Origin of the sequence: Acinetobacter sp. S54 (genome assembly GCF_016624945.1) — a bacterium.
In the GTDB taxonomy this organism is placed as follows: Bacteria; Pseudomonadota; Gammaproteobacteria; order Pseudomonadales; family Moraxellaceae; genus Acinetobacter.
Genome location: NZ_JACVUI010000001.1, coordinates 228091 through 252433 on the forward strand (window position 1 = coordinate 228091; position 24343 = coordinate 252433).

23 protein-coding genes and 3 tRNA genes are annotated in these 24343 nt (G+C 40.3%); 12 read left to right on the forward strand and 14 right to left on the reverse strand.

Annotation, left to right across the window (positions count from 1 at the left end):
- Nucleotides 1-36: 36 nt before the first annotated feature.
- Nucleotides 37-126: transfer RNA gene (locus IAE20_RS01025), tRNA-Ser, on the reverse strand.
- Between the two features lie 123 nt (nt 127-249).
- On the opposite strand from IAE20_RS01025, the gene IAE20_RS01030 reads away from it, so the two are divergent.
- Nucleotides 250-2130, forward strand: coding sequence for a potassium transporter Kup (locus IAE20_RS01030; RefSeq protein WP_200459087.1), 1881 nt, complete (start codon nt 250-252; stop codon nt 2128-2130).
- A gap of 64 nt (nt 2131-2194) precedes the next feature.
- Here the strand turns inward: IAE20_RS01030 and IAE20_RS01035 are convergent, their stop codons facing one another.
- Complete coding sequence (locus IAE20_RS01035; protein WP_200481962.1) at nt 2195-2635, reverse strand: hypothetical protein; 441 nt, start codon at nt 2633-2635, stop codon at nt 2195-2197.
- A 249-nt stretch (nt 2636-2884) separates the two neighbouring features.
- Here IAE20_RS01035 and IAE20_RS01040 point away from each other — a divergent pair, with 249 nt between their 5' ends.
- Both IAE20_RS01040 and IAE20_RS01045 read left to right on the forward strand, forming a co-directional pair.
- Nucleotides 2885-3967 carry a DNA/RNA non-specific endonuclease gene (locus IAE20_RS01040; RefSeq protein ID WP_227610920.1) on the forward strand — a complete coding sequence of 361 codons (1083 nt, stop codon included), beginning with the start codon at nt 2885-2887 and terminating at the stop codon, nt 3965-3967.
- A gap of 69 nt (nt 3968-4036) precedes the next feature.
- Nucleotides 4037-4279 (forward strand): hypothetical protein, encoded by a 243-nt coding sequence (locus IAE20_RS01045; RefSeq protein ID WP_200481961.1) that lies wholly within the window; start codon nt 4037-4039, stop codon nt 4277-4279.
- Between the two features lie 45 nt (nt 4280-4324).
- On the opposite strand, the gene aqpZ is transcribed toward IAE20_RS01045, so the two are convergent.
- Both aqpZ and IAE20_RS01055 read right to left on the reverse strand, forming a co-directional pair.
- Nucleotides 4325-5014 (reverse strand): aquaporin Z, encoded by a 690-nt coding sequence (gene aqpZ / locus IAE20_RS01050; protein WP_200481960.1) that lies wholly within the window; start codon nt 5012-5014, stop codon nt 4325-4327.
- Nucleotides 5015-5158: 144 nt separating this feature from the next.
- Nucleotides 5159-6160, reverse strand: coding sequence for an AraC family transcriptional regulator (locus IAE20_RS01055; protein WP_200481959.1), 1002 nt, complete (start codon nt 6158-6160; stop codon nt 5159-5161).
- Nucleotides 6161-6264: 104 nt separating this feature from the next.
- On the opposite strand from IAE20_RS01055, the gene IAE20_RS01060 reads away from it, so the two are divergent.
- Nucleotides 6265-6912, forward strand: a complete 648-nt coding sequence (locus IAE20_RS01060; protein WP_200481958.1) for a sterol desaturase family protein — start codon at nt 6265-6267, stop codon at nt 6910-6912.
- 68 nt (nt 6913-6980) lie between these two features.
- Here IAE20_RS01060 and hisF read toward each other — a convergent pair whose 3' ends face one another.
- Nucleotides 6981-7739, reverse strand: a complete 759-nt coding sequence (gene hisF, locus IAE20_RS01065) for an imidazole glycerol phosphate synthase subunit HisF (RefSeq protein ID WP_200459093.1) — start codon at nt 7737-7739, stop codon at nt 6981-6983.
- A gap of 113 nt (nt 7740-7852) precedes the next feature.
- Here hisF and IAE20_RS01070 point away from each other — a divergent pair, with 113 nt between their 5' ends.
- The 4 genes from IAE20_RS01070 to IAE20_RS01085 all read left to right on the forward strand — a co-directional run bounded on the left by IAE20_RS01070 (nt 7853) and on the right by IAE20_RS01085 (nt 14333).
- Nucleotides 7853-8803, forward strand: coding sequence for a homoserine kinase (locus tag IAE20_RS01070; RefSeq protein ID WP_200481957.1), 951 nt, complete (start codon nt 7853-7855; stop codon nt 8801-8803).
- An 11-nt stretch (nt 8804-8814) separates the two neighbouring features.
- Nucleotides 8815-9444, forward strand: a complete 630-nt coding sequence (locus IAE20_RS01075) for a DUF1294 domain-containing protein (protein ID WP_200481956.1) — start codon at nt 8815-8817, stop codon at nt 9442-9444.
- A gap of 31 nt (nt 9445-9475) precedes the next feature.
- On the forward strand, nt 9476-9871 hold the full coding sequence (locus IAE20_RS01080; RefSeq protein ID WP_200481955.1) for a DUF4870 family protein: 396 nt from the start codon (nt 9476-9478) through the stop codon (nt 9869-9871).
- A 472-nt stretch (nt 9872-10343) separates the two neighbouring features.
- A complete protein-coding gene (locus IAE20_RS01085) occupies nt 10344-14333 on the forward strand; it encodes a Pls/PosA family non-ribosomal peptide synthetase (protein WP_200481954.1) in 3990 nt (1329 codons plus the stop codon).
- A gap of 61 nt (nt 14334-14394) precedes the next feature.
- Here IAE20_RS01085 and hisA read toward each other — a convergent pair whose 3' ends face one another.
- The 4 genes from hisA to hisB all read right to left on the reverse strand — a co-directional run bounded on the left by hisA (nt 14395) and on the right by hisB (nt 17141).
- Nucleotides 14395-15126 carry a 1-(5-phosphoribosyl)-5-[(5-phosphoribosylamino)methylideneamino]imidazole-4-carboxamide isomerase gene (hisA, locus tag IAE20_RS01090; protein ID WP_200459098.1) on the reverse strand — a complete coding sequence of 244 codons (732 nt, stop codon included), beginning with the start codon at nt 15124-15126 and terminating at the stop codon, nt 14395-14397.
- 132 nt (nt 15127-15258) lie between these two features.
- Complete coding sequence (locus tag IAE20_RS01095; protein ID WP_200481953.1) at nt 15259-15774, reverse strand: DUF805 domain-containing protein; 516 nt, start codon at nt 15772-15774, stop codon at nt 15259-15261.
- 156 nt (nt 15775-15930) lie between these two features.
- On the reverse strand, nt 15931-16548 hold the full coding sequence (hisH, locus tag IAE20_RS01100; RefSeq protein ID WP_200459100.1) for an imidazole glycerol phosphate synthase subunit HisH: 618 nt from the start codon (nt 16546-16548) through the stop codon (nt 15931-15933).
- Nucleotides 16548-17141 carry an imidazoleglycerol-phosphate dehydratase HisB gene (gene hisB / locus IAE20_RS01105; protein ID WP_200481952.1) on the reverse strand — a complete coding sequence of 198 codons (594 nt, stop codon included), beginning with the start codon at nt 17139-17141 and terminating at the stop codon, nt 16548-16550. The genes hisH and hisB overlap by 1 nt, the downstream gene beginning before the upstream one ends.
- 100 nt (nt 17142-17241) lie before the next feature.
- Here hisB and IAE20_RS01110 point away from each other — a divergent pair, with 100 nt between their 5' ends.
- The 4 genes from IAE20_RS01110 to IAE20_RS01125 all read left to right on the forward strand — a co-directional run bounded on the left by IAE20_RS01110 (nt 17242) and on the right by IAE20_RS01125 (nt 18864).
- Complete coding sequence (locus IAE20_RS01110) at nt 17242-17631, forward strand: GNAT family N-acetyltransferase (RefSeq protein ID WP_200459102.1); 390 nt, start codon at nt 17242-17244, stop codon at nt 17629-17631.
- Nucleotides 17632-17731: 100 nt separating this feature from the next.
- Nucleotides 17732-17807: transfer RNA gene (locus tag IAE20_RS01115), tRNA-Phe, on the forward strand.
- Nucleotides 17808-17944: 137 nt separating this feature from the next.
- Nucleotides 17945-18020, forward strand: a tRNA-Phe gene (locus IAE20_RS01120).
- A gap of 118 nt (nt 18021-18138) precedes the next feature.
- On the forward strand, nt 18139-18864 hold the full coding sequence (locus tag IAE20_RS01125; RefSeq protein ID WP_200481661.1) for a class I SAM-dependent methyltransferase: 726 nt from the start codon (nt 18139-18141) through the stop codon (nt 18862-18864).
- A 226-nt stretch (nt 18865-19090) separates the two neighbouring features.
- On the opposite strand, the gene IAE20_RS01130 is transcribed toward IAE20_RS01125, so the two are convergent.
- The 5 genes from IAE20_RS01130 to ompR form a co-directional block, all read right to left on the reverse strand.
- The gene (locus IAE20_RS01130; protein WP_200481660.1) at nt 19091-19519 is read right to left on the reverse strand and encodes a hypothetical protein; all 429 of its coding nucleotides are present in this window, start codon (nt 19517-19519) and stop codon (nt 19091-19093) included.
- A gap of 100 nt (nt 19520-19619) precedes the next feature.
- Nucleotides 19620-20039 (reverse strand): GNAT family acetyltransferase, encoded by a 420-nt coding sequence (locus IAE20_RS01135; RefSeq protein ID WP_200459105.1) that lies wholly within the window; start codon nt 20037-20039, stop codon nt 19620-19622.
- A 133-nt stretch (nt 20040-20172) separates the two neighbouring features.
- On the reverse strand, nt 20173-21687 hold the full coding sequence (locus tag IAE20_RS01140) for an acetyl-CoA hydrolase/transferase family protein (RefSeq protein WP_200459106.1): 1515 nt from the start codon (nt 21685-21687) through the stop codon (nt 20173-20175).
- Between the two features lie 207 nt (nt 21688-21894).
- Nucleotides 21895-23352: an ATP-binding protein gene (locus IAE20_RS01145; RefSeq protein WP_200459107.1), complete on the reverse strand. Its 1458-nt coding sequence runs from the start codon at nt 23350-23352 to the stop codon at nt 21895-21897.
- A gap of 22 nt (nt 23353-23374) precedes the next feature.
- On the reverse strand, nt 23375-24139 hold the full coding sequence (gene ompR / locus IAE20_RS01150) for a two-component system response regulator OmpR (protein WP_120370134.1): 765 nt from the start codon (nt 24137-24139) through the stop codon (nt 23375-23377).
- Nucleotides 24140-24343: the final 204 nt, after the last annotated feature.

The window sequence follows — 24343 nt, forward strand, 5'->3', positions numbered from 1 at the left end:
TTTTAGGACTCTATGAGATATCATAGAAAATATATTTGGCGGTGAGAGAGGGATTCGAACCCTCGATACGCGTAAACGTATACACACTTTCCAGGCGTGCTCCTTAAGCCACTCGGACACCTCACCAAGGCGAGCGATAATAGCTAAAAAATGACGTGCTGCCAAGCTTAAAACAATTGATTTGAAGAAAAAAAATTAACTTAATGCTAAGATGGCGCAAAAATACTGTTCAAATATTGAAGATCGAGTATGCAAAGTCCTGCAAAAAAAGCCGCATTACCAGCCATTACGTTGGCTGCGTTAGGGGTCGTGTTTGGTGACATTGGAACCAGTCCGCTCTATGCATTTGCACAAACCTTTACCAGTGCCCATGTAAATATTTCCGAGGCGACAGTATTTGGTATTCTCTCCCTGATTTTCTGGTGTATTACACTTTCTATCAGCTTTAAATATGTCACCATTGTCATGCGGGCAGACAACAATGGTGAAGGTGGCATCATGTCATTACTGGCATTGTTGCTCCGAATAAAAAAGCTTGACCCCAAAAAGAAAATTTATCTGATTGCATTGGGCTTTGTGGGAGCTTCTTTGTTTTTTGGAGACGGGATTATTACTCCCGCTATTTCAGTACTATCGGCTATTGAAGGTTTGAGTATTGCGACTCCAGCTTTTGATAAATGGTTGATGCCGATAGGTTTGGGTATTCTCACAGCACTGTTTGTCGTACAGCGTCATGGTACGGCAACTATGGGTAAATTTTTTGGCCCAGTCACCTTGGTCTGGTTTATTTCTATTGGCTTGCTGGGGCTTTGGAGCATCATTCAAACACCGCATATTTTATTATTTGTAAATCCACTATGGGCAATTGAGTTTGCCATTCATCAACCTTTTATTGCCTTTATTGCAATGGGTTCAGTTGTTTTGACCATGACTGGTGGTGAAGCACTATATGCAGATATGGGGCATTTTGGTCGCCTACCGATCCGGTTAGCATGGTTTATTATTGTTTGTCCTTGTTTATTGCTCAATTATGCGGGTCAAGGAGCATTGTTACTACGTAACCCAGAAGCGGTATCAAATCCATTTTATTTACTGGTACCCGAATGGGCTTTGTATCCAATGATTGGTTTGGCAACAGCTGCCGCCGTGATTGCTTCGCAAGCGGTGATTACAGGTGTATTTTCCATGGTCAATCAGGCGATCCAGCTACGTTATTTACCTCGTTTGAGTGTAATTCATACCTCGGATGTAGAGCAGGGACAAATTTATGTTCCTTTTATTAATTGGGTGTTGTATATCTCGGTTTTTATTCTGATTATTCTGTTTGAAACCAGTAGTAGTTTAGCCAGTGCTTATGGTGTTGCAGTCACCATGACGATGTTATGTGTCACTATTTTAATTTCAGTATTGGCATATGGTGCATGGAAATGGCCTTGGTGGAAAGTGGCGATATTTGCGATTCCGTTTCTGGCATTAGATGGAATATTCGTGGCATCGACCTCGCTCAAGATTTTGGCGGGTGGTTGGGTGCCAATCGTGATTGGTATTGTGGTATTTACGATCCTGATGACGTGGAAACGTGGGCGTGAAATTGTCTATAATCGTCTGGAAACTGATGCATTACCAATGAGTCTTTTTATTCAAAGTATTAGTTCAAGTAATGAAACGCATTTTGTACCAGGTGAAGCTATTTTCCTGACCGGTAATCCGAATATCGTTCCACATGCCATGCTACACAATATCAAACATAATAAGGTACTGCATGAGCGCAATGTCATGGTCACGGTCTATACGCAGGATATTCCTTATGTGGCACAGCAGGATCGAATTAAACTCGAAAAATTGAATGATCACTTCTATCGTATTTTTATGTATTACGGTTTTAAGGATCAGCCAAATATTCCGCAAGCTTTGAAACAGGCTTATGATGAATGGGGCTTTGATTTCGATATGATGCAGATTAGCTTCTTTATCTCACGCGATCGCCTCATTCATACAGTAGGCGAAGGAATGTCTCCTTGGCGTGAAAAATTATTTATTTCCATGCAGCGAAATACTAGTCCAGTAAGCGATTTTTATCAGATTCCGCCGAACCGGGTGGTTGAACTGGGTAGCCAAATTGAAATCTAAAATTTATTAACAACAAATGAGCATTAAAAACCAAGGCATTGCCTTGGTTTTTTTATCACTCAGATTACTGAGCGTTAGGCTCGGCCATAGGTTGCTCTGGCGCGGCATTCAAATTCTGATCCTGTGCTTCAGTAGGCACAGCTTGCATGGCTGGTGCTTCTGGATGAGCTGATTCAGGCATTGCTTGTGCAGGTGCATTAGGGTCAATAGATGGTACTGACACAGCCGCTGGCTCAGACATTTCTCCTTGATGTGGAGTCACCGCCTGAATATCTTGGGGGGGTACAGGCTGAGTTTGTACTGGATTAGACTGAGCAGAAATCAGTTGAACCTTACCGCTATTGACCAAATCTTCGAGGGAACCAGGTTGTCCATTTACAGTTGTGGTAACTTTAGCTTTGGATAAGCTTTCTAGAGTTTCGCCTGCTTGCACAGGTTGTTCTGCAAAAGCAGTCATACTTAATGAAGCAGTAATTAAAGCAGCACCAATCAATTGAGAGCGCATAAATAGACTCCTAAATTTAATCATTCTTCGCGTTTATCGTGGAGCTACCTTGGCACAGGAAAGGATAGGTTTTCAATGAAAGATACGAAACGTGACGAATCGCGTTGTGAATGATAAAAATAAAACGACAAACTGTTACGCGCATAGTGTATTTTTTAATCAATTTGCGCTGATAGTTTAATCAAATGAAAACCTGCTGAATATACAGCGAAAACTTGAATTGTTAAGCTTTTCACAAGACTTTAATGTATGTGGAAGATTGTGGCACGTAAAAAGACAAGAGCAACTTCAGATTTCTCTTGGGTCAAACAGCATATTGGTAAATTCTTCTTGGGCGCAATTGCTGCCAGTAGTTTTGTGATCGCTTTTGGTGAGGGTAAAGTCTCGCAATGGATCAGCCCAATTTCAAGCAATAGCGCGTGTCTCAATCAGTTTTATCGGGATATTCCTCCAATTTTGGCAAAAGACAGCCTACAAAAAAATAGTTATGCATTATGTTTTCATGACTTTAATGTGATGTATTCAGGGGTTTCAAAAACACCACTTTGGGTTTCGGAAAAATTGACACCACAACGTTTAAGTAGCCGCATTAAACGTGAAGATAATTTTCATGAAGAACTGAGGATACCTGAAATACATCGGGCATTGCTCAGTGATTATCGTGGTTCGGGCTATGACCGAGGGCATATGGCACCCAATGGTGATATGGGAAATAGTACAGCCCAATACGATAGTTTTTCACTGGCTAATATGGTGCCGCAAGCACCTAAAAATAATCAACAAATCTGGCGTGAATTAGAGGAAGCTACCCGGGCACTGGTTACTAAACAGAAACAAGATGTCTATGTGGTAACTGGGCCAGTATTTGAAGGAAAAAAGCTAAAAACCATCGGGCGTGGTGTGATTGTTCCTAGTGCCGTATATAAAGTTATTTATTTACCAAAAACAGGTGCGATTGGGGCATATTATGCGCCGAATGATAATTCATTACAGGTTAAAGTAGTCAGCGTTTGTTATCTTGAAGAAAAACTCGGAATGAATCTTTTTCCCCAATTAACGGAAGAACAAAAACGCAATGTCTACCAACTTCCACTTAATGCAACGGCGGTAAAAGCGCAGAAAAAATTGAGTTATTTACACTGGGATGGAGAAAGCCAGTGCGCAGAAGATGTTGAACAACAAACGCTCACCACCGTTCAAAAACAATTTACCCAGCAAAAATCTCAAGCTACACCGATGGAAGCACAAGGGATTGATGATGAGACTAAACAGGCAATTATCAAACAATTAGTGGATGCCTTATTGCATTATTTTTTACAAATTTTGCGATAAATAAACCGTGTTTAAAGGAGAAATTAGGTTAATTTTTAAAGCTAGAAAAAAATAACGAGTGGTGAATATATGTTTAAACCTTTTGAAAATGGAAACGAGTCGTCGAACATTGAAGATTTGACACTGGAAAATCAGGTGGATCGTGTCAGTTTGTATGGCAATTTACAGATTACGAAAGATCAGCATGGTCTGACATTGGCAAAAAAATTACAGACATTTTTAAATACAATCGTGACTGAATTGGAAAAACAGCCACTCCCTGAGAAAATTCAGATTAAAACTGAAGAAGAAATTGATAATCCATTTTTATAAAAAAAACAGCCTGGAGAAAGGCTGTTTTCTAGCGGTATTTATATCTTAGTCTTTTTCATTGATCACCACTTTATAAATAATTGCACCCAGAATAGCGCCTATAATAGGTGCAACCCAAAATAACCATAATTGACTTAAAGCGGCTGTTTCAGCAAAAAGGGCAACGCCTGTACTCCGTGCAGGGTTTACAGAAGTATTGGTAACCGGAATACTGATCAAGTGAATGACCGTTAAAGTTAAACCAATGGCGATGGGCGCAAAGCCTGCGGGTGCATTTCGATGAGTCGATAATAAAATAATAATCAGGAAGAAAGCGGTCAGAACCACTTCAATCAAAAACGCAGACCCTAAAGAGAAGTGATTGGGAGATAGTTCCGCATAACCATTGGTGGCGAACCCCCCTGTACCCGTAAAACCTGCCTGACCTTTTACAATCATATAAAGCACAAATGCAGAAGCAGCAGCACCAATGACCTGTGAAATAATATAAGGAATGACCTCCTTGCTATCTAAACGTCCGCCAACCCACATACCTACACTGACAGCTGGATTAAAATGCGCACCAGAGATATGACCAAAGGCATAAGCACCAGTTAATACAGTTAATCCGAAGGCAAATGCGACACCTAGAAAACCAATACCCAGTTCAGGAAATGCAGCTGCTAATACTGCACTGCCACAACCACCAAAAACCAGCCAGAATGTACCTAAGAACTCAGCAAAATATTTATGCATTTTGATTTTCTCTTACTTTTGTTGTTGAACTTATAAATCGCGTGCTGTGATTAATATTTGTGCGATTATGGTCTTATTTTTATCTCTATCTGAGACTTTAAGCAAGAAGATAAAAGCTTTTTTTATTTCATGTCTTATTCTAATTTAATGATGAACGTACTGCTGTCGCCATTGCTGTGGAGTCATCTGGCTCCATTGTTTAAAGGCACGTTGAAATGCACTTTGTTCGGAATAACACAATAATAAAGCGATTTCCTGTAGGCTTAAATGTGGATCTTTCAAATATTCGATCGCCAGCATATAGCGAATTTGCTGAGTTCGTTGCTGAAAGGTCATATTTTGTTGTTGTAAATGGCGCTGTAACTGTCGTACTGATAATCCCAATTGTGCTGCAATCTGCTCAATTTGATATTCATTCTTTTGTAGACCTTTTAAAATCGCTTGCTGTAAACGCTGATCCAGTTGGGTTGTATGTGGCAGCTGTTGTAACAAGGCTTGTGCTTGCTGCATAAGCAACTGTTGTAGGGTGTGATCAGCACGACCAATAACTTTGCTGGCTTCACTCATCGGAATTAAAATTTGTGTTTTTTCCTGCGAAAACTTTACCCGGCAATGGAAATAACGTTCATAGACCTGTACTTCTTTAGGAGGCGGGTTAATAAAATGTACTTCATGTAAATGAATTTGATCTTTACACATAAATTGCTGTAGAAATTGCACCATTAATGCAATCGCAATTTCATCAGTCAATTGAGTGGGGTGCAGTTCAGTTTCTTCCCAGCGAATTGAAAAATAAGACGATAAGAATTCAACTTTTAAAGGACTGCCGTCATAGACCAACCGATGAAAGTCTTGATAACGGTTTAGTGCTTCGCCAAGACTTTCACATGACAGCGCAATATAGGCCAAAATTCCCAAATGCTTGGGTTGTACATATTCAGCAATTTTCAGTCCGAGACCTATGTGCGGTTGGACATGTTCAATTTGTTCAAGTAAATCACGCCAAATGACATAGTCAAAACGTTCCAGATTTTGAACCTCAAGCAAGCTTTGGGGTTCAGGCAATTGTTGCGATTCACAATATAATTTTAATAAATGTCCCAGTCCTCCATAGACTGATCCTGCATAATTTTTGAGTAAAGCCATCCCTGAATGCTCTTTTGTCGTGTTTTGTCAATGAACGATAAAAATCAGTCAATACATAGCATAGAAAAATTCTTATATTCAAGTCAAAAGGGAGGATTTTTAAAATGATAAAAGGTTTTGTGGCTGGTTTGATACTCGCCAATGGCTTTGAATGGGTCGCTCATAAATATATCTTACATGGTGTTCACCGCAAAGGTCAGCCACGTTATAGTCCAGTTCCTAAAAGTATGGAGTCGCACTGGGCACATCATCGTGAAGTACGAAAGACACAATTTCATGATGATTGTTATGTAGAGGGTTTAGAGAGTTGGCGTACTCGCAATGAGCTAATATCACTTGCTGTTGCTGCAGGTGTGGCGAGTGCGATATTTTATCCTTTTTCAAAAGGTATGGCGCTTGCTGCTGGCTACAGTGCTGTCAATTATTTTTATATTCATCGTCGTGCCCATCTTGAACCTGAATGGGCAAAACAACGTATTCCTTGGCATTATGATCATCATATGAATTCAAATCAGGATGCTAACTGGTGTGTTACCAAGCCTTGGTTTGATTATATTTTAGGAACACGTGTGGTTTCATCTGCAGACTTAAAGGAAGCGAATCCTTTGGGTTTACCACTACCAGGAAGTATTTCCAAGAAACTGACAATGGCGATTGAACGTGTATTTCCTGCAAAATGGGTCGAGCATAAACCAAAACTGGTAGATAAACAGACTTTAGAAAAAACTGACACGACAGCCTCAGTGGCTTAAAAAAAAGGGCAATTCAGTCAAACTTAATTGCCCTATATCTTATATTATCTAAAGATCTGCGCTATATGTTATAGACGCATTTCTATTCCTTGTTCCGCTAAAAACTCTTTGGCTTCTGGAATGGTATATTGTCCAAAGTGGAAAATACTGGCTGCCAGAACTGCATCTGCACCCCCTTGTAAAATTCCATCTGCCATATGTTGTAAATTTCCAACACCACCAGAAGCAATAGTCGGGATTGAAACTCGATCATTAATCGCACGCATGAGGGCAATGTCATAACCTGCTTTGGTACCATCCGCATCCATGCTGGTCACTAACAATTCTCCAGCGCCATATTCTGCCATTTTTACTGACCATTCAAGAGCATCTATACCCGTAGGTTTACGACCACCGTGGGTAAAAATTTCCCATTTGTTTTCTCCAGTTTTTTTAGCATCAATCGCGACTACGATACATTGTGCCCCGAAACGTTGGGAGGCTTCCTGTACAAATTCGGGATTGAACACAGCCGCGGAGTTGATACTGACTTTATCTGCTCCCGCATTTAGCAATGAGCGAATATCTTCAACTTTACGGACACCACCCCCCACTGTTAATGGCACAAAGACGCTTTCTGCCATTCGTTCCACTGTACGATAAGTCGTGTCGCGTCCATGATGCGTCGCCGTGATATCCAGAAACGTGATTTCATCGGCACCCTGTTCATTATAGCGACGCGCTACTTCGACAGGATCGCCTGCATCACGAATATCTAAAAATTGAACACCTTTGACGACACGGCCATTATCGACATCGAGGCAGGGAATAATACGTTTTGCAAGCATGGTGACATCCAGCGATATTGGTCAAAATCAATAAAGTTCACGAGACATAGCAGAATCTTGGTAAACTGTAGCGCTATTCTATCAAACTTATAATTGTTGCACGCAGGTTTTCTATGTCGGTTTATACGCCGTTGAGTTTAGAGCAAGTTCAAGCATTCGCTTTGCCTTATGGATTAGAGGTGGTGAACTTGATTCCAATTCAGGGAGGAATTGAAAACACTAATTATTTTTTAGTGACGCAGGATCATCAACAATACGTTTTGACAGTGTTTGAAGAACTGGATCAACAAGGGGCAAATGAATTGCCACCTGTATTACAATATCTGGGTCAACAAGGCGTTCCTGTGGCTGTGCCTTTAAGCTATGCGGGTCAATTTATTCACGTTATTGCGGATAAACCTGCTCAAATTGCACCAAAAATTGCAGGAAGGCATCCGATTCCACCGACGCTTAAGCAAATTATCGGAATTGGTAAGGCTCAGGCACAACTACATATGGCCTTACAGAACTTCCAATTTAAAAGACAAAGCTATCGAAATCACGCTTATTGGACAAATGTTGCCGATCAACTCAGATCCCATATGAATCAAGATGATCTGGAACTATTAGATCGTGTATATCAATTATTTAATCAACAGCGTGAACAACATCCTGATTTGCCACAGGGTTGGATTCATTCTGATTTATTCCGTGACAACACCCTATTTGACGAAGATGTTTTAGAAGGTATTTTAGATTTTTCTGAAATGAATCAGGATGATTTATTGTTTGACGTGGCGATTGCAATAAATGATTTTTGTACCGAACATCCTAGTGCGCAACTTAATTCAGACAAATTAAATGCATTTGTTGAAGGTTATCACACTGTGCGTCAGTTCACGTCAGATGAGCAGTCGTGCTTAGCAGTTTATTTAGCCATGGCAGCCTGTCGATTCTGGTTATTGCGATTGCAGGTCGCAGAGCGTAATGCGCAAGAAGTCCGTCAAGGTGACGATATTTTGCAAAAAAATCCTATAGAAATGCGACGATTATTAGAAAGTCGGTTAGCCCATTTAACAGGTTGAAGGATAGTATCATGCGGGATCAGGGACGGCTGGTGGAATGGTTTGATGAAAAAGGCTACGGCTTTATCCAACCTGATGATGCTGATAAAGATCGGGTCTTTTTACATATCAAGGATTTTGCTCGGCACGGACCGCGTCCAATAGTAGGGTGCGCACTCGAATATTTGATCATTCTGGATGAACGAGGGCGTTATCGTGCCCAACAAGTCACGTATTTAAAAGCCGCGCAAACTCGTAATTTAGCATCAAATAAAAAACGCCCGACACCCGCTACTCATGCAGCTTCGCTTAAACCCATGCAAATCGCGGCGGTGATTTATATTGTAGTTGTGGCTATTTTGAGCGTGATGCATGTGTTACCTGCCTATAGTTTTATTTTTATTGCGCTGATGAATATTCTGAGTTATTGGCTATATGCACAGGATAAAGAGGCTGCCCAACTGGGAAATCGACGGGTGCCTGAACAAACTTTGCATGTGATTTCTTTTTTAGGCGGTTGGCCCGCAGCCTGGTTAGCGCAACAAAAATTGCGACATAAAACACAAAAACAACCATTTAGAAAAATTTATTTTTGTACCATAGTCTTCAATATACTTTTATTACTATGGCTCATTTCTCCTTTGAATGTAGTATTTCATTAGGGGATAAAAGAATAAATTAAAAGGTGCATTAATGAATTATCCTTCAGAACAACTTCAGTCCAGTAAAACCTTAACACTGGTTCTTTATATTTTATATATTGCCGCCATTTTTAGTGCGGGTCTTTTGGCGATCGTGGCGCTTATTATTAACTATGTGAAACGCAGCGATGTTGAAGGCACATGGCTTGCTAGCCACTTTACTTGGCAGATTCGTACATTCTGGTGGTATTTATTCTGGAATATCATTGCTTTTGTGCCATTCTTATTTTTATTTTTCACAGGTGACAATGACAATTTATTTGCGGGTGTAGCATTGTCGGCGAGTACTTTTTGTGTGGTCGTTATTGGCTTAGCATGGATTTGGATCGTTTATCGCGCCATTCGTGGTTTAATTGCTTTAAACGACAATAAAACCATGTATCAATAATTAATTCAAAAATGTTGTGGTTTATAAAACTACAGTATTCTTTGGCCTGACATCGAAAAGCTAAATTCTCGCCGGTGTCAGGATTCATGATAAATCCTTGCCTTTGAAAAGGTGGTTTAGTTCTCAAAAATATAAATAAAAGGTAAATTTTTAACATTATTTTGTAATGTGCATTCCATAATCTCTCCTATGTTTTTGCTAAAATTATAAATAACAATTACTTATGCATTTTTATATATTTTTGCATTTCGAAAAATAAGATGTATTAACTGATTTTTTTTAATTATTTATTAAGCCAATCTCCATAGCATTATTTCTAAACGATAAGCCTGAATAAAAAATATGATTTTAGGTAGTTGTTTGAATTTTATATGTTTTATTCTTTATACATATAAAACAAGAGCTTTATCCTAAATTTTTGCTTAGCAAAAAATCAAGATAAATAATGCGATGGCGAACATCTGGACATCCTATGAATGCAATTATTCATGCTCCCTCTGTGATACGTGGTGATCAACGACCAGAGTTTATCCGAACTGAAGTTCTTTCAGATATTTTAGACCATACAGCTCAGCAATATCCCACACATATTGCTTTGATTGATCAGGGTCGACAGATTACTTATGCCGAATTAAAGCAACAAGTCGATCAAATGGCCCAACAACTTATTCAGCGTGGTGTTAAAGCTGGGGATCGTGTGGGTTTGTGGTTGCCACGTGGTGCAGATTTATTGATTGCACAGGCGGGTATCTGTAAAGCAGGAGCAGCTTGGTTGCCCTTTGATATGGATGTTCCTGTTGATCGTATTCAAGTCTGTCTGGATGATGCTCAAGCAGTAGGGATTGTTACAAGTCGTGATTGGGCAACTTCTCTTCAGCACTTGGCTCAAGCCATCTGGACTGATGTAGAACTTAATCAGCCGACCCATCAACCGGTTATCCAACAACGCGCTGCACAAGATGACGCGGCCTATATTATCTATACATCGGGTTCAACAGGAAAACCTAAAGGGATTGTCATTGAACAGCGCAATATCTGTCATTTTCTGCGTTCAGAAAATTCAGTACTCGGAGTATGTCACGAAGATAAAGTCTATCAGGGCTTTTCTGTAGCGTTTGATATGTCCTTTGAAGAAATCTGGATTTCTTACTTAGTCGGAGCCACTATCTGGATTGCACCCAAAGATTTAGTGACTGACCCAGAACGTCTGTGTAAAACCTTACAACAGGAAAATATTAGCATTCTACATGCGGTTCCCACATTATTGGCTTTGTTTCCAGAAGATGTTCCTAATTTAAGAATTATTAATCTGGGCGGTGAAATGTGTCCAGAAGCATTGGTAGCGCGTTGGGATTTGCCTCATCATCAGATTTTTAATACCTATGGCCCCACTGAAACCACAGTTACTTCGAGTTTGGCACGTGTTTACGCCGATGAGCCTGTGACTATAGGAGTTCCTTTACCAAACTACGGTATGTTGGTACTAAATGATCAGTTTGAACTCTTACCTCAGGGTGAGGTAGGGGAGCTTTGCGTTTTTGGTCCCAGTGTGGGACGTGAATATTTGGGACGTCCAGAGTTAACTGCTGAAAAATTTATTGATAACAAGTGGGCCAATAATGACCATGAATTAAAATTATATCGGACAGGAGATTTGGCACGTTTGGATGAAAATGGTCAAATTCAGTGTCTGGGACGGGCAGATGATCAAATTAAAATTCGAGGTTTTCGTGTTGAACTAGGTGAGATTGAAGCCGCACTGTGTGATCTAAATGGAATTGGGACAGCCGCTGTAGTCTTGCGTCGTGATGATGAAATGGATCAGTTGGTGGCTTTTATTGTGTTGGATCAAGATGCCAAAGACCAGATTCATGTCAAGGATATTCGTGCCTATCTAAAATCAAGATTACCTGCTTACATGGTTCCAAATCGCTTTGAAATTGTAGAGCAAGTTCCACGTTTGTTGTCTGGAAAGATTGACCGAAATGCATTGCGTAAGATTGAACTAACCACTTCAATTGAAAAGGAGGTTTCAGACGAACCTCAAAATGATGCAGAGCGAATCTTATTTGGTGTTTTACAAAAATTATTTCCCAATCAGGCGATTCGTCTGAGTGCAGATTTCTTTGATGATCTGGGAGGACATTCACTTTTAGCGGCAGTATTGACATCCGAGCTACGTGAATATCCTGAATATGCACAAATTACTATTCAGAACATCTACCAAAATCGTAAAGTTGGTGCAATTAGCCAATTTATGCTGGCACAGACTAAGCAGCAGCAAATGCGTGAAGTAAGCCATTATGAAGTGAATACGCTCAATCGTATTTTATGTGGTTTGGCACAATTAGTTGTGATTCCTGTGTTGATTGCGTTGACCATGCTGCAATGGCTTGCACCATTTTTTAGCTATCATTATTTTACAGGTAGCCCAAGTGACAATATCGCAAATGCTATTGTGATTTCATTGGGTGTATATGTGGTGAGCATTTTTGCGAGTTTTGCGATTTCAATTCTAGGGAATCGTTTATTATTGAGCGGCATTCAAGCAGGCCAATATCCGCTCTGGAGCAGAACTTATTTTCGCTGGTGGCTGGCAGATCGTTTGACCAGTATAGCACCCGTTTACTTACTGGCTGGCTCAAGTCTGAATCGACTATATCTACGCGCACTCGGAGCAAAAATTGGTAAAGAGGTCCATGTGGGTTCGGTCTTTGTACGCATGCCTGCTTTATTGTATATCGATGATGGCGTTAGTGTTGGTTCGCATGTCAATCTAGAAAATGCCAAAGTAGAGCGAGGACATCTTGTTTTAGGTCGCATTCATTTAAAACAGGAAAGCTATGTGGGCTCATACAGTGTGTTAGAAGAAAATACCTGTCTGGAAGAATATGCCCATTTAAAAGCACTTTCTGCATTGCCAAATGGGCAGACGATTCCTGCCCGTGAAATTTGGGATGGTGCACCTGCGAAATATCATAGTCATGTGGATATTGAACAATTATTGCCACGTGAAAATGTGAGTCGTGTCCGTCGAATTCTGGAACCATTTTATTATGGCTTTAGTGGGCTGATTATTGCCTGCTTGTTTTTTATTCCTATTTTTCCAAGCTTTATTTTGGTGGATTGGTTTGATGTTAAATACTTCAGTCAATGGGAAAGTCTTAATATTGCGACCACTGCAATGCATTATTTTTTACTGGCAATTCCAGCTAGTGCCTTAATGATTATTGCCACTGCCTTGTTTGCAGCACTTGTTCGTAAAATGCTACTGCCTAGTTTAAAAGCAGGAACCTATTCACTGCATAGCATGACTTATTATCGTAAATGGTTTGCCACGCAAATTTTGGAAACCAGTCTGCAAACGCTACACGGTCTTTTTGCAACTGTATATGCACCTGCTTGGTTTCGATTATTGGGGGCCAAAGTCGGCAAAGACAGCGAAATTTCCACTGCAACAGGTGTAGTGCCTGAGTTATTAACTCTAGGCGATGAAAGCTTTATCGCTGATGCGGTGATGCTGGGTGATGAGGAAATTACTCGTGGCTGGATGATTTTACAGCCTACAACAGTCGGTCGTCGTAGTTTTGTCGGGAACAGTGCTTACATTGCAGATGGAACTGATTTGCCAGATGGTGTATTAATTGGGGTTCAGTCTAAAATCCCTGAGAATGATCAACTACATAGCGGTGAAACATGGTTTGGTTCTCCTGCATTACGCTTACCAGCACGTGAAACGGTAACAGATTTTCCAGAACATTTGACTTTTAGACCGAGTATTGCACGACGTATGATGCGCGGATTAATTGAAGGTTTACGCATCGTGCTCCCTTCTGCTTTTGCAATTGGGGTCGGGTATATGATTGTTTTATCAGTGATTGATATCGTAGTCGCTAAAGGCTGGTTTTATGGTCTATTAACATTGACTTTATCAGGTATTCTCTACGGTATTGCCAGTTTTTTATTGATCGTTATATTGAAATGGGTGTTTATTGGCCGTTATAAAACCCGTTCAGCACCTATGTGGACGATGTTTGTCTGGTTAAGTGAAGGTATTACCAGCTTATATGAATCAATTGCCATTCAAAACTGTCTTAACTATGTGCGGGGGACACCATTTTTACCACTGCTATTACGCTTACTGGGTGTCAAAGTAGGTAAGAACGTTTATTTAGATACGGCAGATATTACCGAGTTTGATTGTGTGACAATAGGAGACTATAGCGAGCTGAATAGTTTTAGTGGTCCACAAACGCATTTATTTGAAGACCGTATCATGAAAATTGGTGAAGTTAAAATTGGCAGTCATGTCACGATACATTGTCGTAGTATCGTGCTTTATAATGCTGAAGTGGCCGATCAAACTTTGCTTGGTCCCTTAACATTAGTCATGAAAGGTGAAAAAATTCCATCAAAATCTGCGTGGATTGGTTCACCAGCACAACCGTGGCTGAGCAGTTAAATCTGAGCTGAAGACCATAAAAAAATGGGCGAATTTATCGCCCATTTTTGTATATAGTTTTTTATAGGGATTGTTCATCCAGTAAAAGCTGTGCTTCTCGCAAACTTAAACTACCTTCATAAATAGCACGACCTGTGATAGCCCCCAAAATACCAGGTTGGCCTTTGAGTAAACGTACATCTTCAAGATTGGTTACACCACCAGAAGCGATGACAGGCACACCTGAATATTGAGCTAAATTCACAGTTTGCTCAACATTCACCCCTTGCATCATCCCATCCCGCGCAATATCGGTATAAATAATACTGGAGACGCCAGCATCCGCAAAACGTTTGGCTAAATCGGTTGCCTTCACATCTGTTATGTTTGCCCAGCCATCTGTAGCGACCATACCATCTTTAGCATCGATACCCACGATGATGTGGCCAGCAAATTGTTTACACGCTTGTTCTACAAACTCAGGTTCTTTTACTGCTTTGGTGCCAATAATGACAAAAGACACGCCTGCATTCAGATAATGTTCAATGGTTTCAAGAGAACGGATTCCACCGCCAATCTGAATTGGGAGTTCAGGTTGTGCCTTGGCAATTGCCTCGACTACCGGTTTATGAATCGGAGTACCCGCGAAAGCACCATTTAGATCAACCAAATGTAAACGGCGCGCGCCTTCATTTACCCAATGTTGTGCAGTTGCTACAGGATCATCTGAAAAAACCGTATCATCTTCCATACGGCCTTGTTTTAAACGGACACACTTACCATCTTTCAGGTCAATTGCAGGGATGATCAGCATGCTTTCGCTCCTTGCTTCATCTGGGAATTAAAAAATTGCCTCATCTTAGCAAACTCTATCTCAATTGCTAAGTCAGCAGTGTGAAGATTTCGTTTAATTCCAGCTGATTTTGTGGCGTTTAAGATCCCGTAATTACTGTAAATAATCCTGATAGGTAGGAATCATGACGGCAATCAGAATCCCAATGATGATGCTCACAGGGATTAGTGCAATATAAATCCATCCAAAAACACGTTCCCACGTGCAGGTATAGCGTGCGGGACCGAAGTCATTTAGTCGTTCATTTCCTTTGGCACAGAGTAAATAGACAATAAAAAATAAGTTCAGTGGTGGCACGATATAGAACAGAGAAAGCCAGCCACTTTGATTACGATCATGTAAACGCCGAATCATAAAAATAAAATTAAAGTAAAGAAAGCCAGCATAAAGGCTGCCAATAACAAAAAAGATGAAAAGTGAAAACTGGAGAGAAAGCGCGATTTCGCGCTGACTCATTTGATGAATGCCAAAGCCAATCGCGACGCAAGCCACTATAAAAAATATACTGCTAATCAATGTCCATGCAGCATAAGACAATCGGCCAAAACGGCCCTGAGCACTAAGTGGAGAATCATTGGCAAGCTGAGTCCCCTGAACCGAAGAACGCATTGTGATTTCCCTAAAATAATCTTTTATTTTAATCAAACAAATATTGAGACTAAGTATAAAGTATAAAAGAGAAATATAAAGTAAATAATAGTATTCACATTTTTTGTGATCAATTTGGAAGATCAAGCCAATCTGTTGACTTGATCCATATTCAAATTAAATATCCCATTCCACAAAATTCTTCAGCAGTTGTAAACCTGCTGTATGACTCTTTTCAGGGTGAAATTGCGTGGCAAACAGATTGTCCTGATGAATTGCGGTACAAAAAGGCAGTCCATAATCACAAGTTGCTGCAATCAGGCTAGCTTGCTGCGGTTCAACATAATAACTATGAACAAAATAAAAACGTGCATCCTGTTCAATATTATTCCACATTGGATGGGATGGATCGGCCTGATGCACCTGATTCCAGCCCATATGTGGTACTTTCAAACCTTCGATGTCAGGAAAATGCTTAACCTGACCCGCAAAAATACCGAGTGCATCTGTACCATCATTTTCTTCAGAATGCTGCATTAATGCTTGCATACCCACACAAATAGCCAATACAGGTTTGTTAAATACTGCCTGCTTCACGACCTCATCTATTCCTGCTTCATGCATACCGTGCATACAATCGCGCATGGCACCCACACCTGGAAAAACGATTTTATCTGCTTTGGCAATCAGTTTAGGATCATTGGTGACATCTACAGTCGCACCGACATGCTCCAATGCTTTGGCTGCTGAGTGTAGATTTCCCATGCCATAATCAAGTAAAGCAACGCGAGTCATTACAAACTACCTTTGGTTGAAGCAATGGTTCCTGCGGCCCGAGGATCAACTTCGCAAGCCATGCGTAATGCGCGGGCAAAAGCTTTAAACACACTTTCAATCTGATGGTGACTGTTTTTACCTTTGAGATTCTCAATATGTAAGGTCATGAGGGCATGATTGACGAAGCCTTGAAAAAACTCTGAAAATAAATCGACGTCAAAAGTCCCAATACGTGCGCGAGTGAATGGAATATCCATAAACAATCCCGGACGACCTGATAAATCTACCACTACACGAGAGAGCGCTTCATCTAAAGGAGCATAAAAATGTCCATAACGACGTAGACCCTTTTTATCGCCCAAAGCCTGTGCAAAAGCTTGTCCCAGCGTAATACCACAATCTTCTACAGTATGGTGATCATCGATTTCCAAATCACCATCACAGTGAATATCAATATCAAATAAACCATGGCGCTTGATTTGATCAATCATATGGTCTAAAAATGGAACTCCAGTGTTCAGTTTACCTTGACCAGAACCATCGAGATTCAAACGAACTCGAATTTTGGTCTCATTGGTATTTCTTACCACTTCACTGATACGCTCTGTCATGGACACGTTCCTCAAAAAACGTTAAAAATGATGAATATAAAGGTCAATTTGCTGTGACAAAAAAGTGACAGCCTTATCGCTTGCTCAGGAGGGTTAACCCATGCCTATAACCGTACATGCTTATACTTCACTCGAAAACGAAGAAATGCGCAGCCAGCTTGAGCGACTGTATGACACAAGTCCTGAATTTGGCGATGGGCAAGATGCGGTTGAGCAGCTAGAACAAAATCTGGCGCAGTATACCACGGTCTATACAGCTGAATTTAACACCAAGATTATAGGTGCAATCTGGTGTACAGGACAAGGTGAAAGCAAGATTCTCGAGTATATTGTTGTACATCCTGCCAATCGGGGGCGAGGAGTAGCTGAACGTCTGGTCAGTGAAGCTTGCCGTCTGGAAGAGGAAAAAGGTGTTAAATACTTTGAACCAGGGTGTGGTGCGATTCATCGTTGTCTGGCACATATCGGTAAATTATCCGTTCAAGGATAAATTTTCCTTTAAATGCCGCTGTAAATTTAGACGTTCAGCTAAAAAAGGTCTCAGTGTCGCTTGACTGAGACCTTTGAACATTGTTTAATACGCCCACATCGGCGCGATAGCTCAGTCGGTAGAGCAACGGATTGAAAATCCGTGTGTCGGCAGTTCGATCCTGCCTCACGCCACCATATTCAAAAACCGTATTTGTGTTTTCAATCCCTGATCCCATCAGGGATTTTTTTTTGAGCAAAAAAAAGACATTCGATGAAAAAGATGCTGATTTTGATTGACTAATTGACGTAGATACGGCTTAATACACGCCATCGGCGCGATAGCTCAGTCGGTAGAGCAACGGATTGAAAATCCGTGTGTCGGCAGTTCGATCCTGCCTCACGCCACCATATTCAAAAAGCCCTAAACTTTGTTTAGGGCTTTTTTTATTGTCCAACAATTTAAACCCTATCGTTAAGTTTTTATCATATAGTCAAAGACAAGGACGTTACATTAAGGAACTGAGTAATGAAGGATTTATTCTCAGCACAAAGCCAGCTTTATCAACAAGCTAGACCATCTTATCCACAGGCGGTGATTCAGGAATTACTTAAGCATGTGCCTTCGCACGAATTTGCTTGGGATTGCGGTGCGGGATCTGGTCAGTTAACCCAGCTTTTAGCGCCGTATTTTGACCAGATTGTGGCAACTGATCTGAGTGCTAATCAATTACAGCATGCGCCGTATTTTGAGAATGTGAGTTATCAGGTGCAGGCTGCCGAAAAAAGTGATTTTCCAGCACAGTGCTTTGATTTGATCGCAGTCGCACAGGCTATTCACTGGTTTGAGTTCGATGCCTTTTATACACAAGTCAAACGAACTTTAAAACCTGATGGTTTATTTGCTGTATTAGGGTATGGTTTGATTCAAGTCGATCATGCAGAACTAAATGAAGCTATTCAGTATTTATATCGGGTAATCCTCAAGGATTATTGGGATGTGGAACGTCATTATATTGATGAACGTTATCAAACTATTCCTTTTCCATTTAAAGAAATAGCTATGCCTGATTTTAAAATTGAATTGAAATGGACGTTTCAGCAGTTAATAGATTATTTAAATACATGGTCTGCGGTGAAACACTATCTAAATAAAAATCAGCAAAACCCATTGCACCTAATTTTGGAATCAAAACAACTTGAGCCACAAATTAATGTCAGTTTTCCTATTCTTTTACGGGTAGGGAGACTATAATTCAAGAAAATATTTTAGTTTTATATTTAAAAATGTTGTTTAAATCTGATATTTATAGTTTTAAACTCGTGAATTGGGTATGTTTTTATAAGATTTGACTATTAAAATTAATAAAATTTTAGATTTAAGTTAAAAAAAAGCCAAGAACCGAAAAATAGAGGAACTTGGCCAGAGTCAAACGATTATAATTATTCAAATTAATAATGAGACACAGAGTGAAATGTCATTATAGTTTGCACTTTTTACTTTTTTGGTAAGTCTCAATATTTTCGATATTTGTTTGAGCTTTATTTTTAAGAGCTTGCTGAAGTTTCAGGTTATTTTCATCTGAAGTGTCTTCTGAACCTACCAGATTATTGGCCATCTCTTTAGCTTTGGCTGCATTTTCAGATTTTCCGCCAAATGCACTTAAGGCACCACTTGCTACACCTGCCCATTTACTGATGGTTTTATTGGGGGTCTCAGTTTGGATGTTGGTTAGATTTTTTTCAGCGTTTATAAGTTCACGTTTTGCGTTAGTTTTTTCGACATTCAAATCGGTACAGCTTAGAGCTTTGAGTTCTGAAGTTGTAAATGTTTTAGTATTTACTTCGGCTTGCACAATATTTGATGCAGCTAGAGATAACATTGCGCAGCATAAAAGTTTAATTTTCATATCCAATTATCCCCTGATAATAAATAGTTCAGGTTTAATTTTAATCAGATAATTGTTTTAATAATTGTCATCTTATCTGTATTTAATTGGCATTTAAAACTCAATCCTGAATTAAGCGTTTCCCCAAACAAATGACATCTTCTTCTTCATAATCCAGCTCTGCATAGAAGCTTTGAATATCAAGATTATCCTGTCGTACCAAAAGTTGTAATTTAGGACAGCCTCGCGCAATCAAGCGTTTTTCAAGCTGTTGAACCAAGGCTGTAGCAATACCTAAACGTTGATGTTGGGGATGCACGGCAAGATAGTTCATCCAGCCACGATGTCCATCATAACCGCCCATTAATACGGCAATTAATTGTTCATCCTTAATGGCTACTAGAAACAGATCATCTTGTTGAACAAGTTTACGGAAAATATCGATTTCTGGATTGTTCCATGGGCGAGTTAGCCCACACATTTCCCAAAGATTAATGACGTCATCAAGATCGGACTGGATAAATTGGCGAATCATAAACATGGAATTTTCTACTTGTTATTGTGTTGCTTTAAGATAATCGAAAACAATCCATTTGATAAGTCGCTAAAGAATATCTACAAAAAAAAGCACCCAAGGGCAGTAGGGTGCTTTTTTAACTGACTAAAACTGAAGATTAAGCAGATTTTGCCTGAGCTTCTGCAACTAGCATATGACCAGTTTCTTCAAAGTTACTATGCCATGACAACGCTTCACGTAGAATATGCGGAGTATGACCACCTTTGGCGCATGAGCGATCGAAGTAATCGTTTAAAGCCCCTTGGTAAAGTGGATGTACACAATTATCAATGATGGCACGAGCGCGTTCACGCGGTGCTAATCCACGTAAATCAGCAAGACCTTGTTCAGTCACTAGAATGTCAACATCGTGTTCGCTATGATCAACGTGAGAAACCATTGGTACGATTGAAGAAATATCCCCACCTTTAGCAATTGATTTGGTTACAAAAATTGCAAGATGAGCATTACGGGCAAAGTCGCCTGAACCCCCAATACCATTCATCATTTTTGTACCACAAACGTGTGTTGAGTTCACATTGCCGTAGATGTCAAACTCAAGGGCAGTGTTAATTCCAATAATACCTAAACGGCGTACTAATTCTGGATGATTTGAAATCTCCTGAGGACGTAACACCAATTTATCTTTATAAGCTTCGATATTGCCAAAGACTTTTTCACCACATTTAGCTGAAAGAGTAATCGAGCTACCAGATGCAAATTTCATTTTGCCAGCATCAATGAGTTCAAAGGTACAGTCTTGTAATACTTCTGAATACATGACCAAATCTTCGAAATTAGAGTCTTTTAGACCAGTAAGTACGGCATTGGCAATCGAACCAATACCTGCTTGTAATGGGCCAAGATTTTTCGGTAAACGACCTTCCGCGACTTCTTTTTCAAAGAAAGCAATTAGATGGTTAGCAATGCCTTGAGTTTCATCATCTGGTAAGGTCACAGTTGATGGTGAATCGGAGGTATCATTGAATACGATACCCACGATTTTCGCTGGATCAATTTGAATTGCAGTTGTACCAATGCGTTCATCAACCTTGGTTAATGGAATAGGCTGACGGGTAGGACGATAGGTTGGAATATAAATATCGTGCAAACCTTCAAAAGCTTCGCTTAAAGAGGTATTGATTTCTACAATTACTTTTTCTGCAAAAATCGCAAAACTCGCAGAGTTACCTACAGAAGTCGTTGGAATAATGCCACCATCTTCAGTAATCGCAATTGCTTCAATCACCGCTACATCAGGACGTTTTAATTGTAAGTTACGCATTTGTTCAACAGTTTCAGACAAATGCTGATCGATAAACATGACTTCGCCATTGTTGATTGCGCGACGTAAAGTATTATCGACTTGGAAAGGCAAACGACGAGCTAAAACACCCGCTTCGGTCAATTGTTTGTCTAGATCGTTTCCTAAACTTGCCCCAGTGATGAGGGTGATTTTTAAAGGATTAACTTTTGCATGTTCCACTAGAGCTTGTGGAACAGCTTTAGCTTCACCTGCACGAGTAAAACCACTCATACCGACTGTCATGCCGTCTTGGATAAATTCAGCTGCCTGAGCGGCACTGATCACTTTGTCATGGAGGGAGGCTAATCGAATACGATCTAAAGACATGGCTTACTCTCAATCTTGTTTATTGCATAGGAGGGGATTGTACCTACTCTGCAATAGATATGGAGGCATGTTAGGCTAAGGTCTAATTTTTATAAAAAATGTGGGTATAAATATTATTGATGATTTTAACTATTTGATTATTAATAAATAAAAAATGATTATTTAATGAGCTTGCTAAGTTGTTTGTTGTTTTTTTAGACAAAAGTATTAGAAGCGATCTGATAATGTTTGCTTGATTTTATTCAGCGGATTTACGGTATGGCTTTCCTCTTGTAAATGCTTGGGTAAAGGCAATGAGATAATCGCTTCAAGCCCACCTTGTGGACGATTATGAATCAATAATTCACCCTGATGAATGTCTACAATTCGTTTGACAATTGCCAGGCCTAAGCCACTACCTTGTACGGTACGTGCGGCATTACCACGGACAAAAGGTTGCATCAACTCTTCAATCTGATCTTCAGGAATGCCTTCACCATGATCTGCAACGCTAATTAAAATATGTTCGCTTTCTACATGGGCGCTTAATTCAATTGGTTCGGCGCCATAGCGTTTGGCATTATTAATGAGATTGGCAATCAGACGCTTTAAAGACAAACTCCGTGCAGGAATAATCGGCACATCCTGCGCCTGAAAACGAATATCCAACGGTTTGAATTGCACGACTAATTCTTGCAATAAGATATTAATATTGGTTTCACGCAGTTCTTCATCTGAACCATCACGCATATAAGAAATGAACTGATTTAAAATCGCATCCATATCATCGACATCATAGATCAAGCCTTCACGGAAAAATTCATCAGGCAGCATTTCGGCGGTTAAACGAATGCGGGTCAAGGGTGTTCTTAGATCATGAGAAATGCCTGCCAGCATAATGCGGCGATCACGTTCCGTTTGTTCAAGTGTATAAATCATATGATTAAACGCTTGATTGACCTCACGAATTTCCTGTGGCCCATGATTGGTTTCGAGATAAGGTGCTTTGCCTGTTTTACTATATTCATTGGCCGCATTTTGTAGGCGTCGCAAGGGGCGATTTAGCTGGCGTACCAGTGTTAAAATAATAATACTGGCAATAATGGGAACGCCCAATAACCAGCCAAAAATAAGCTCAGGACTATAGTTGGCATAGGTTTTAAGCGGCTCACGTACCCAATTGCCATTCATTTCTGGCGTTTGAATCCAAATGCGGGGACTGGGTTTGAACTGAAAATAGACGGTTACGTCTTTAACATTCAGCTCTTTGGCTAGCTTATCTTCGACATTATTGGTGAAAAAATCTGCAATGACTTTGTTGCGGACATTCGGATATTCTTTTGGATTGGTAATGTACTCGATCCCAATCCGGTTTTTCAGCCAGGTATCTATATCGACTTCGTTATCGCGATGAAAAATACGAATATCAGGATTGTTAACGAGTTCGAGTTCAATTGCCAAATAACGGGCATGTTGCTGTATTTCAGGTAAATACAGAGTTCGCCAGAAAAACCACAGAGACATTACCAGACTAAACAAAACGACGAAAACCACCAAAACTGCTGTACGCATGGCAGCAGAGCGTGGTTTTATTTTGTCAAGAAACCGTTCCCAAGGCGTACGTTTACGTTCTGAGTAGGCAACAAAATCAGTGTAGTCCTGTGGAGTGACTGGATCGAGCTTCAATGCATTATCCTAAAGCAAGGGTTTATTCAGCGCCATCTGGTACAAAGACATAGCCCACACCCCAAACTGTCTGAATATAACGCGCGCGTGCTGGATTTTCTTCAATCAGACGACGTAAACGGGAGACTTGAACGTCAATTGAACGCTCCATTGCGCCCCATTCACGACCACGTGCTAGATTCATGAGCTTATCGCGTGTTAGGGGTTCACGTGGATGTTGCACCAATGCTTTAAGAACCGCAAATTCACCAGTGGTTAAAGTTACCACTTGTCCTTCGCGAGTCAGAGTTCGAGTAGATAGATCCAGTGACCAAGGACCAAAACTCACCACTTCCATTTGCTGACTTGGTGCACCTGGAACTTCACGTACCTGACGACGTAGTACTGCACGAATACGAGCGAGTAACTCGTTTGGATTAAATGGTTTTGGTAAATAATCATCTGCGCCAGCTTCCAGACCTGCGATACGGTCTGAGTCGCTACCACGCGCGGTTAGCATAATAATTGGAGTGTCAATGTTAGACTGACGTAGTCGACGACAAATACTTAAGCCATCTTCGACAGGCAACATAAAATCCAGAACAATCAATGAAAATAATTCACGCTGCAACAAACGATCCATCTGGGTCGCATCGTGTGCAGTTTTAACCACAAAACCTTTATCTTCTAGGAACCGTTGTAAAAGGGTGCGTAAACGCACATCATCATCGACCACCAAGATGCGTTCGACACGATCGGTTTCGTTTTGTACAGCTTCATTATTTTCAGCAGGTACAACTAAACTCATGATGTACTCCCTTAATTTAAGTCAATATTTATAGCTTATTGGATCATTGCAGTATAATGCGGATAGTCTTGTTAAGACTATGTATCAATTTGCTCAAAATTACAATTTTCCGTGTGATTTGAAACCAAAAAACAACATGTTAAAGCGTTTTTGTGAGGATGCTAGTTGTAGCTGTGTAGCGCCTCAATTTTATCATGTCATATG

Coding starts and splice junctions, on each gene's coding strand:
- IAE20_RS01030 (WP_200459087.1), top strand. CDS start 250: ATGCAAAGTCCTGCAAAAAAAGCCGCATTACCAGCCATTACGTTGGCT.
- IAE20_RS01035 (WP_200481962.1), bottom strand. CDS start 2,635: ATGCGCTCTCAATTGATTGGTGCTGCTTTAATTACTGCTTCATTAAGT.
- IAE20_RS01040 (WP_227610920.1), top strand. CDS start 2,885: ATGTGGAAGATTGTGGCACGTAAAAAGACAAGAGCAACTTCAGATTTC.
- IAE20_RS01045 (WP_200481961.1), top strand. CDS start 4,037: ATGTTTAAACCTTTTGAAAATGGAAACGAGTCGTCGAACATTGAAGAT.
- aqpZ (WP_200481960.1), bottom strand. CDS start 5,014: ATGCATAAATATTTTGCTGAGTTCTTAGGTACATTCTGGCTGGTTTTT.
- IAE20_RS01055 (WP_200481959.1), bottom strand. CDS start 6,160: ATGGCTTTACTCAAAAATTATGCAGGATCAGTCTATGGAGGACTGGGA.
- IAE20_RS01060 (WP_200481958.1), top strand. CDS start 6,265: ATGATAAAAGGTTTTGTGGCTGGTTTGATACTCGCCAATGGCTTTGAA.
- hisF (WP_200459093.1), bottom strand. CDS start 7,739: ATGCTTGCAAAACGTATTATTCCCTGCCTCGATGTCGATAATGGCCGT.
- IAE20_RS01070 (WP_200481957.1), top strand. CDS start 7,853: ATGTCGGTTTATACGCCGTTGAGTTTAGAGCAAGTTCAAGCATTCGCT.
- IAE20_RS01075 (WP_200481956.1), top strand. CDS start 8,815: ATGCGGGATCAGGGACGGCTGGTGGAATGGTTTGATGAAAAAGGCTAC.
- IAE20_RS01080 (WP_200481955.1), top strand. CDS start 9,476: ATGAATTATCCTTCAGAACAACTTCAGTCCAGTAAAACCTTAACACTG.
- IAE20_RS01085 (WP_200481954.1), top strand. CDS start 10,344: ATGAATGCAATTATTCATGCTCCCTCTGTGATACGTGGTGATCAACGA.
- hisA (WP_200459098.1), bottom strand. CDS start 15,126: ATGCTGATCATCCCTGCAATTGACCTGAAAGATGGTAAGTGTGTCCGT.
- IAE20_RS01095 (WP_200481953.1), bottom strand. CDS start 15,774: ATGCGTTCTTCGGTTCAGGGGACTCAGCTTGCCAATGATTCTCCACTT.
- hisH (WP_200459100.1), bottom strand. CDS start 16,548: ATGACTCGCGTTGCTTTACTTGATTATGGCATGGGAAATCTACACTCA.
- hisB (WP_200481952.1), bottom strand. CDS start 17,141: ATGACAGAGCGTATCAGTGAAGTGGTAAGAAATACCAATGAGACCAAA.
- IAE20_RS01110 (WP_200459102.1), top strand. CDS start 17,242: ATGCCTATAACCGTACATGCTTATACTTCACTCGAAAACGAAGAAATG.
- IAE20_RS01125 (WP_200481661.1), top strand. CDS start 18,139: ATGAAGGATTTATTCTCAGCACAAAGCCAGCTTTATCAACAAGCTAGA.
- IAE20_RS01130 (WP_200481660.1), bottom strand. CDS start 19,519: ATGAAAATTAAACTTTTATGCTGCGCAATGTTATCTCTAGCTGCATCA.
- IAE20_RS01135 (WP_200459105.1), bottom strand. CDS start 20,039: ATGTTTATGATTCGCCAATTTATCCAGTCCGATCTTGATGACGTCATT.
- IAE20_RS01140 (WP_200459106.1), bottom strand. CDS start 21,687: ATGTCTTTAGATCGTATTCGATTAGCCTCCCTCCATGACAAAGTGATC.
- ompR (WP_120370134.1), bottom strand. CDS start 24,139: ATGAGTTTAGTTGTACCTGCTGAAAATAATGAAGCTGTACAAAACGAA.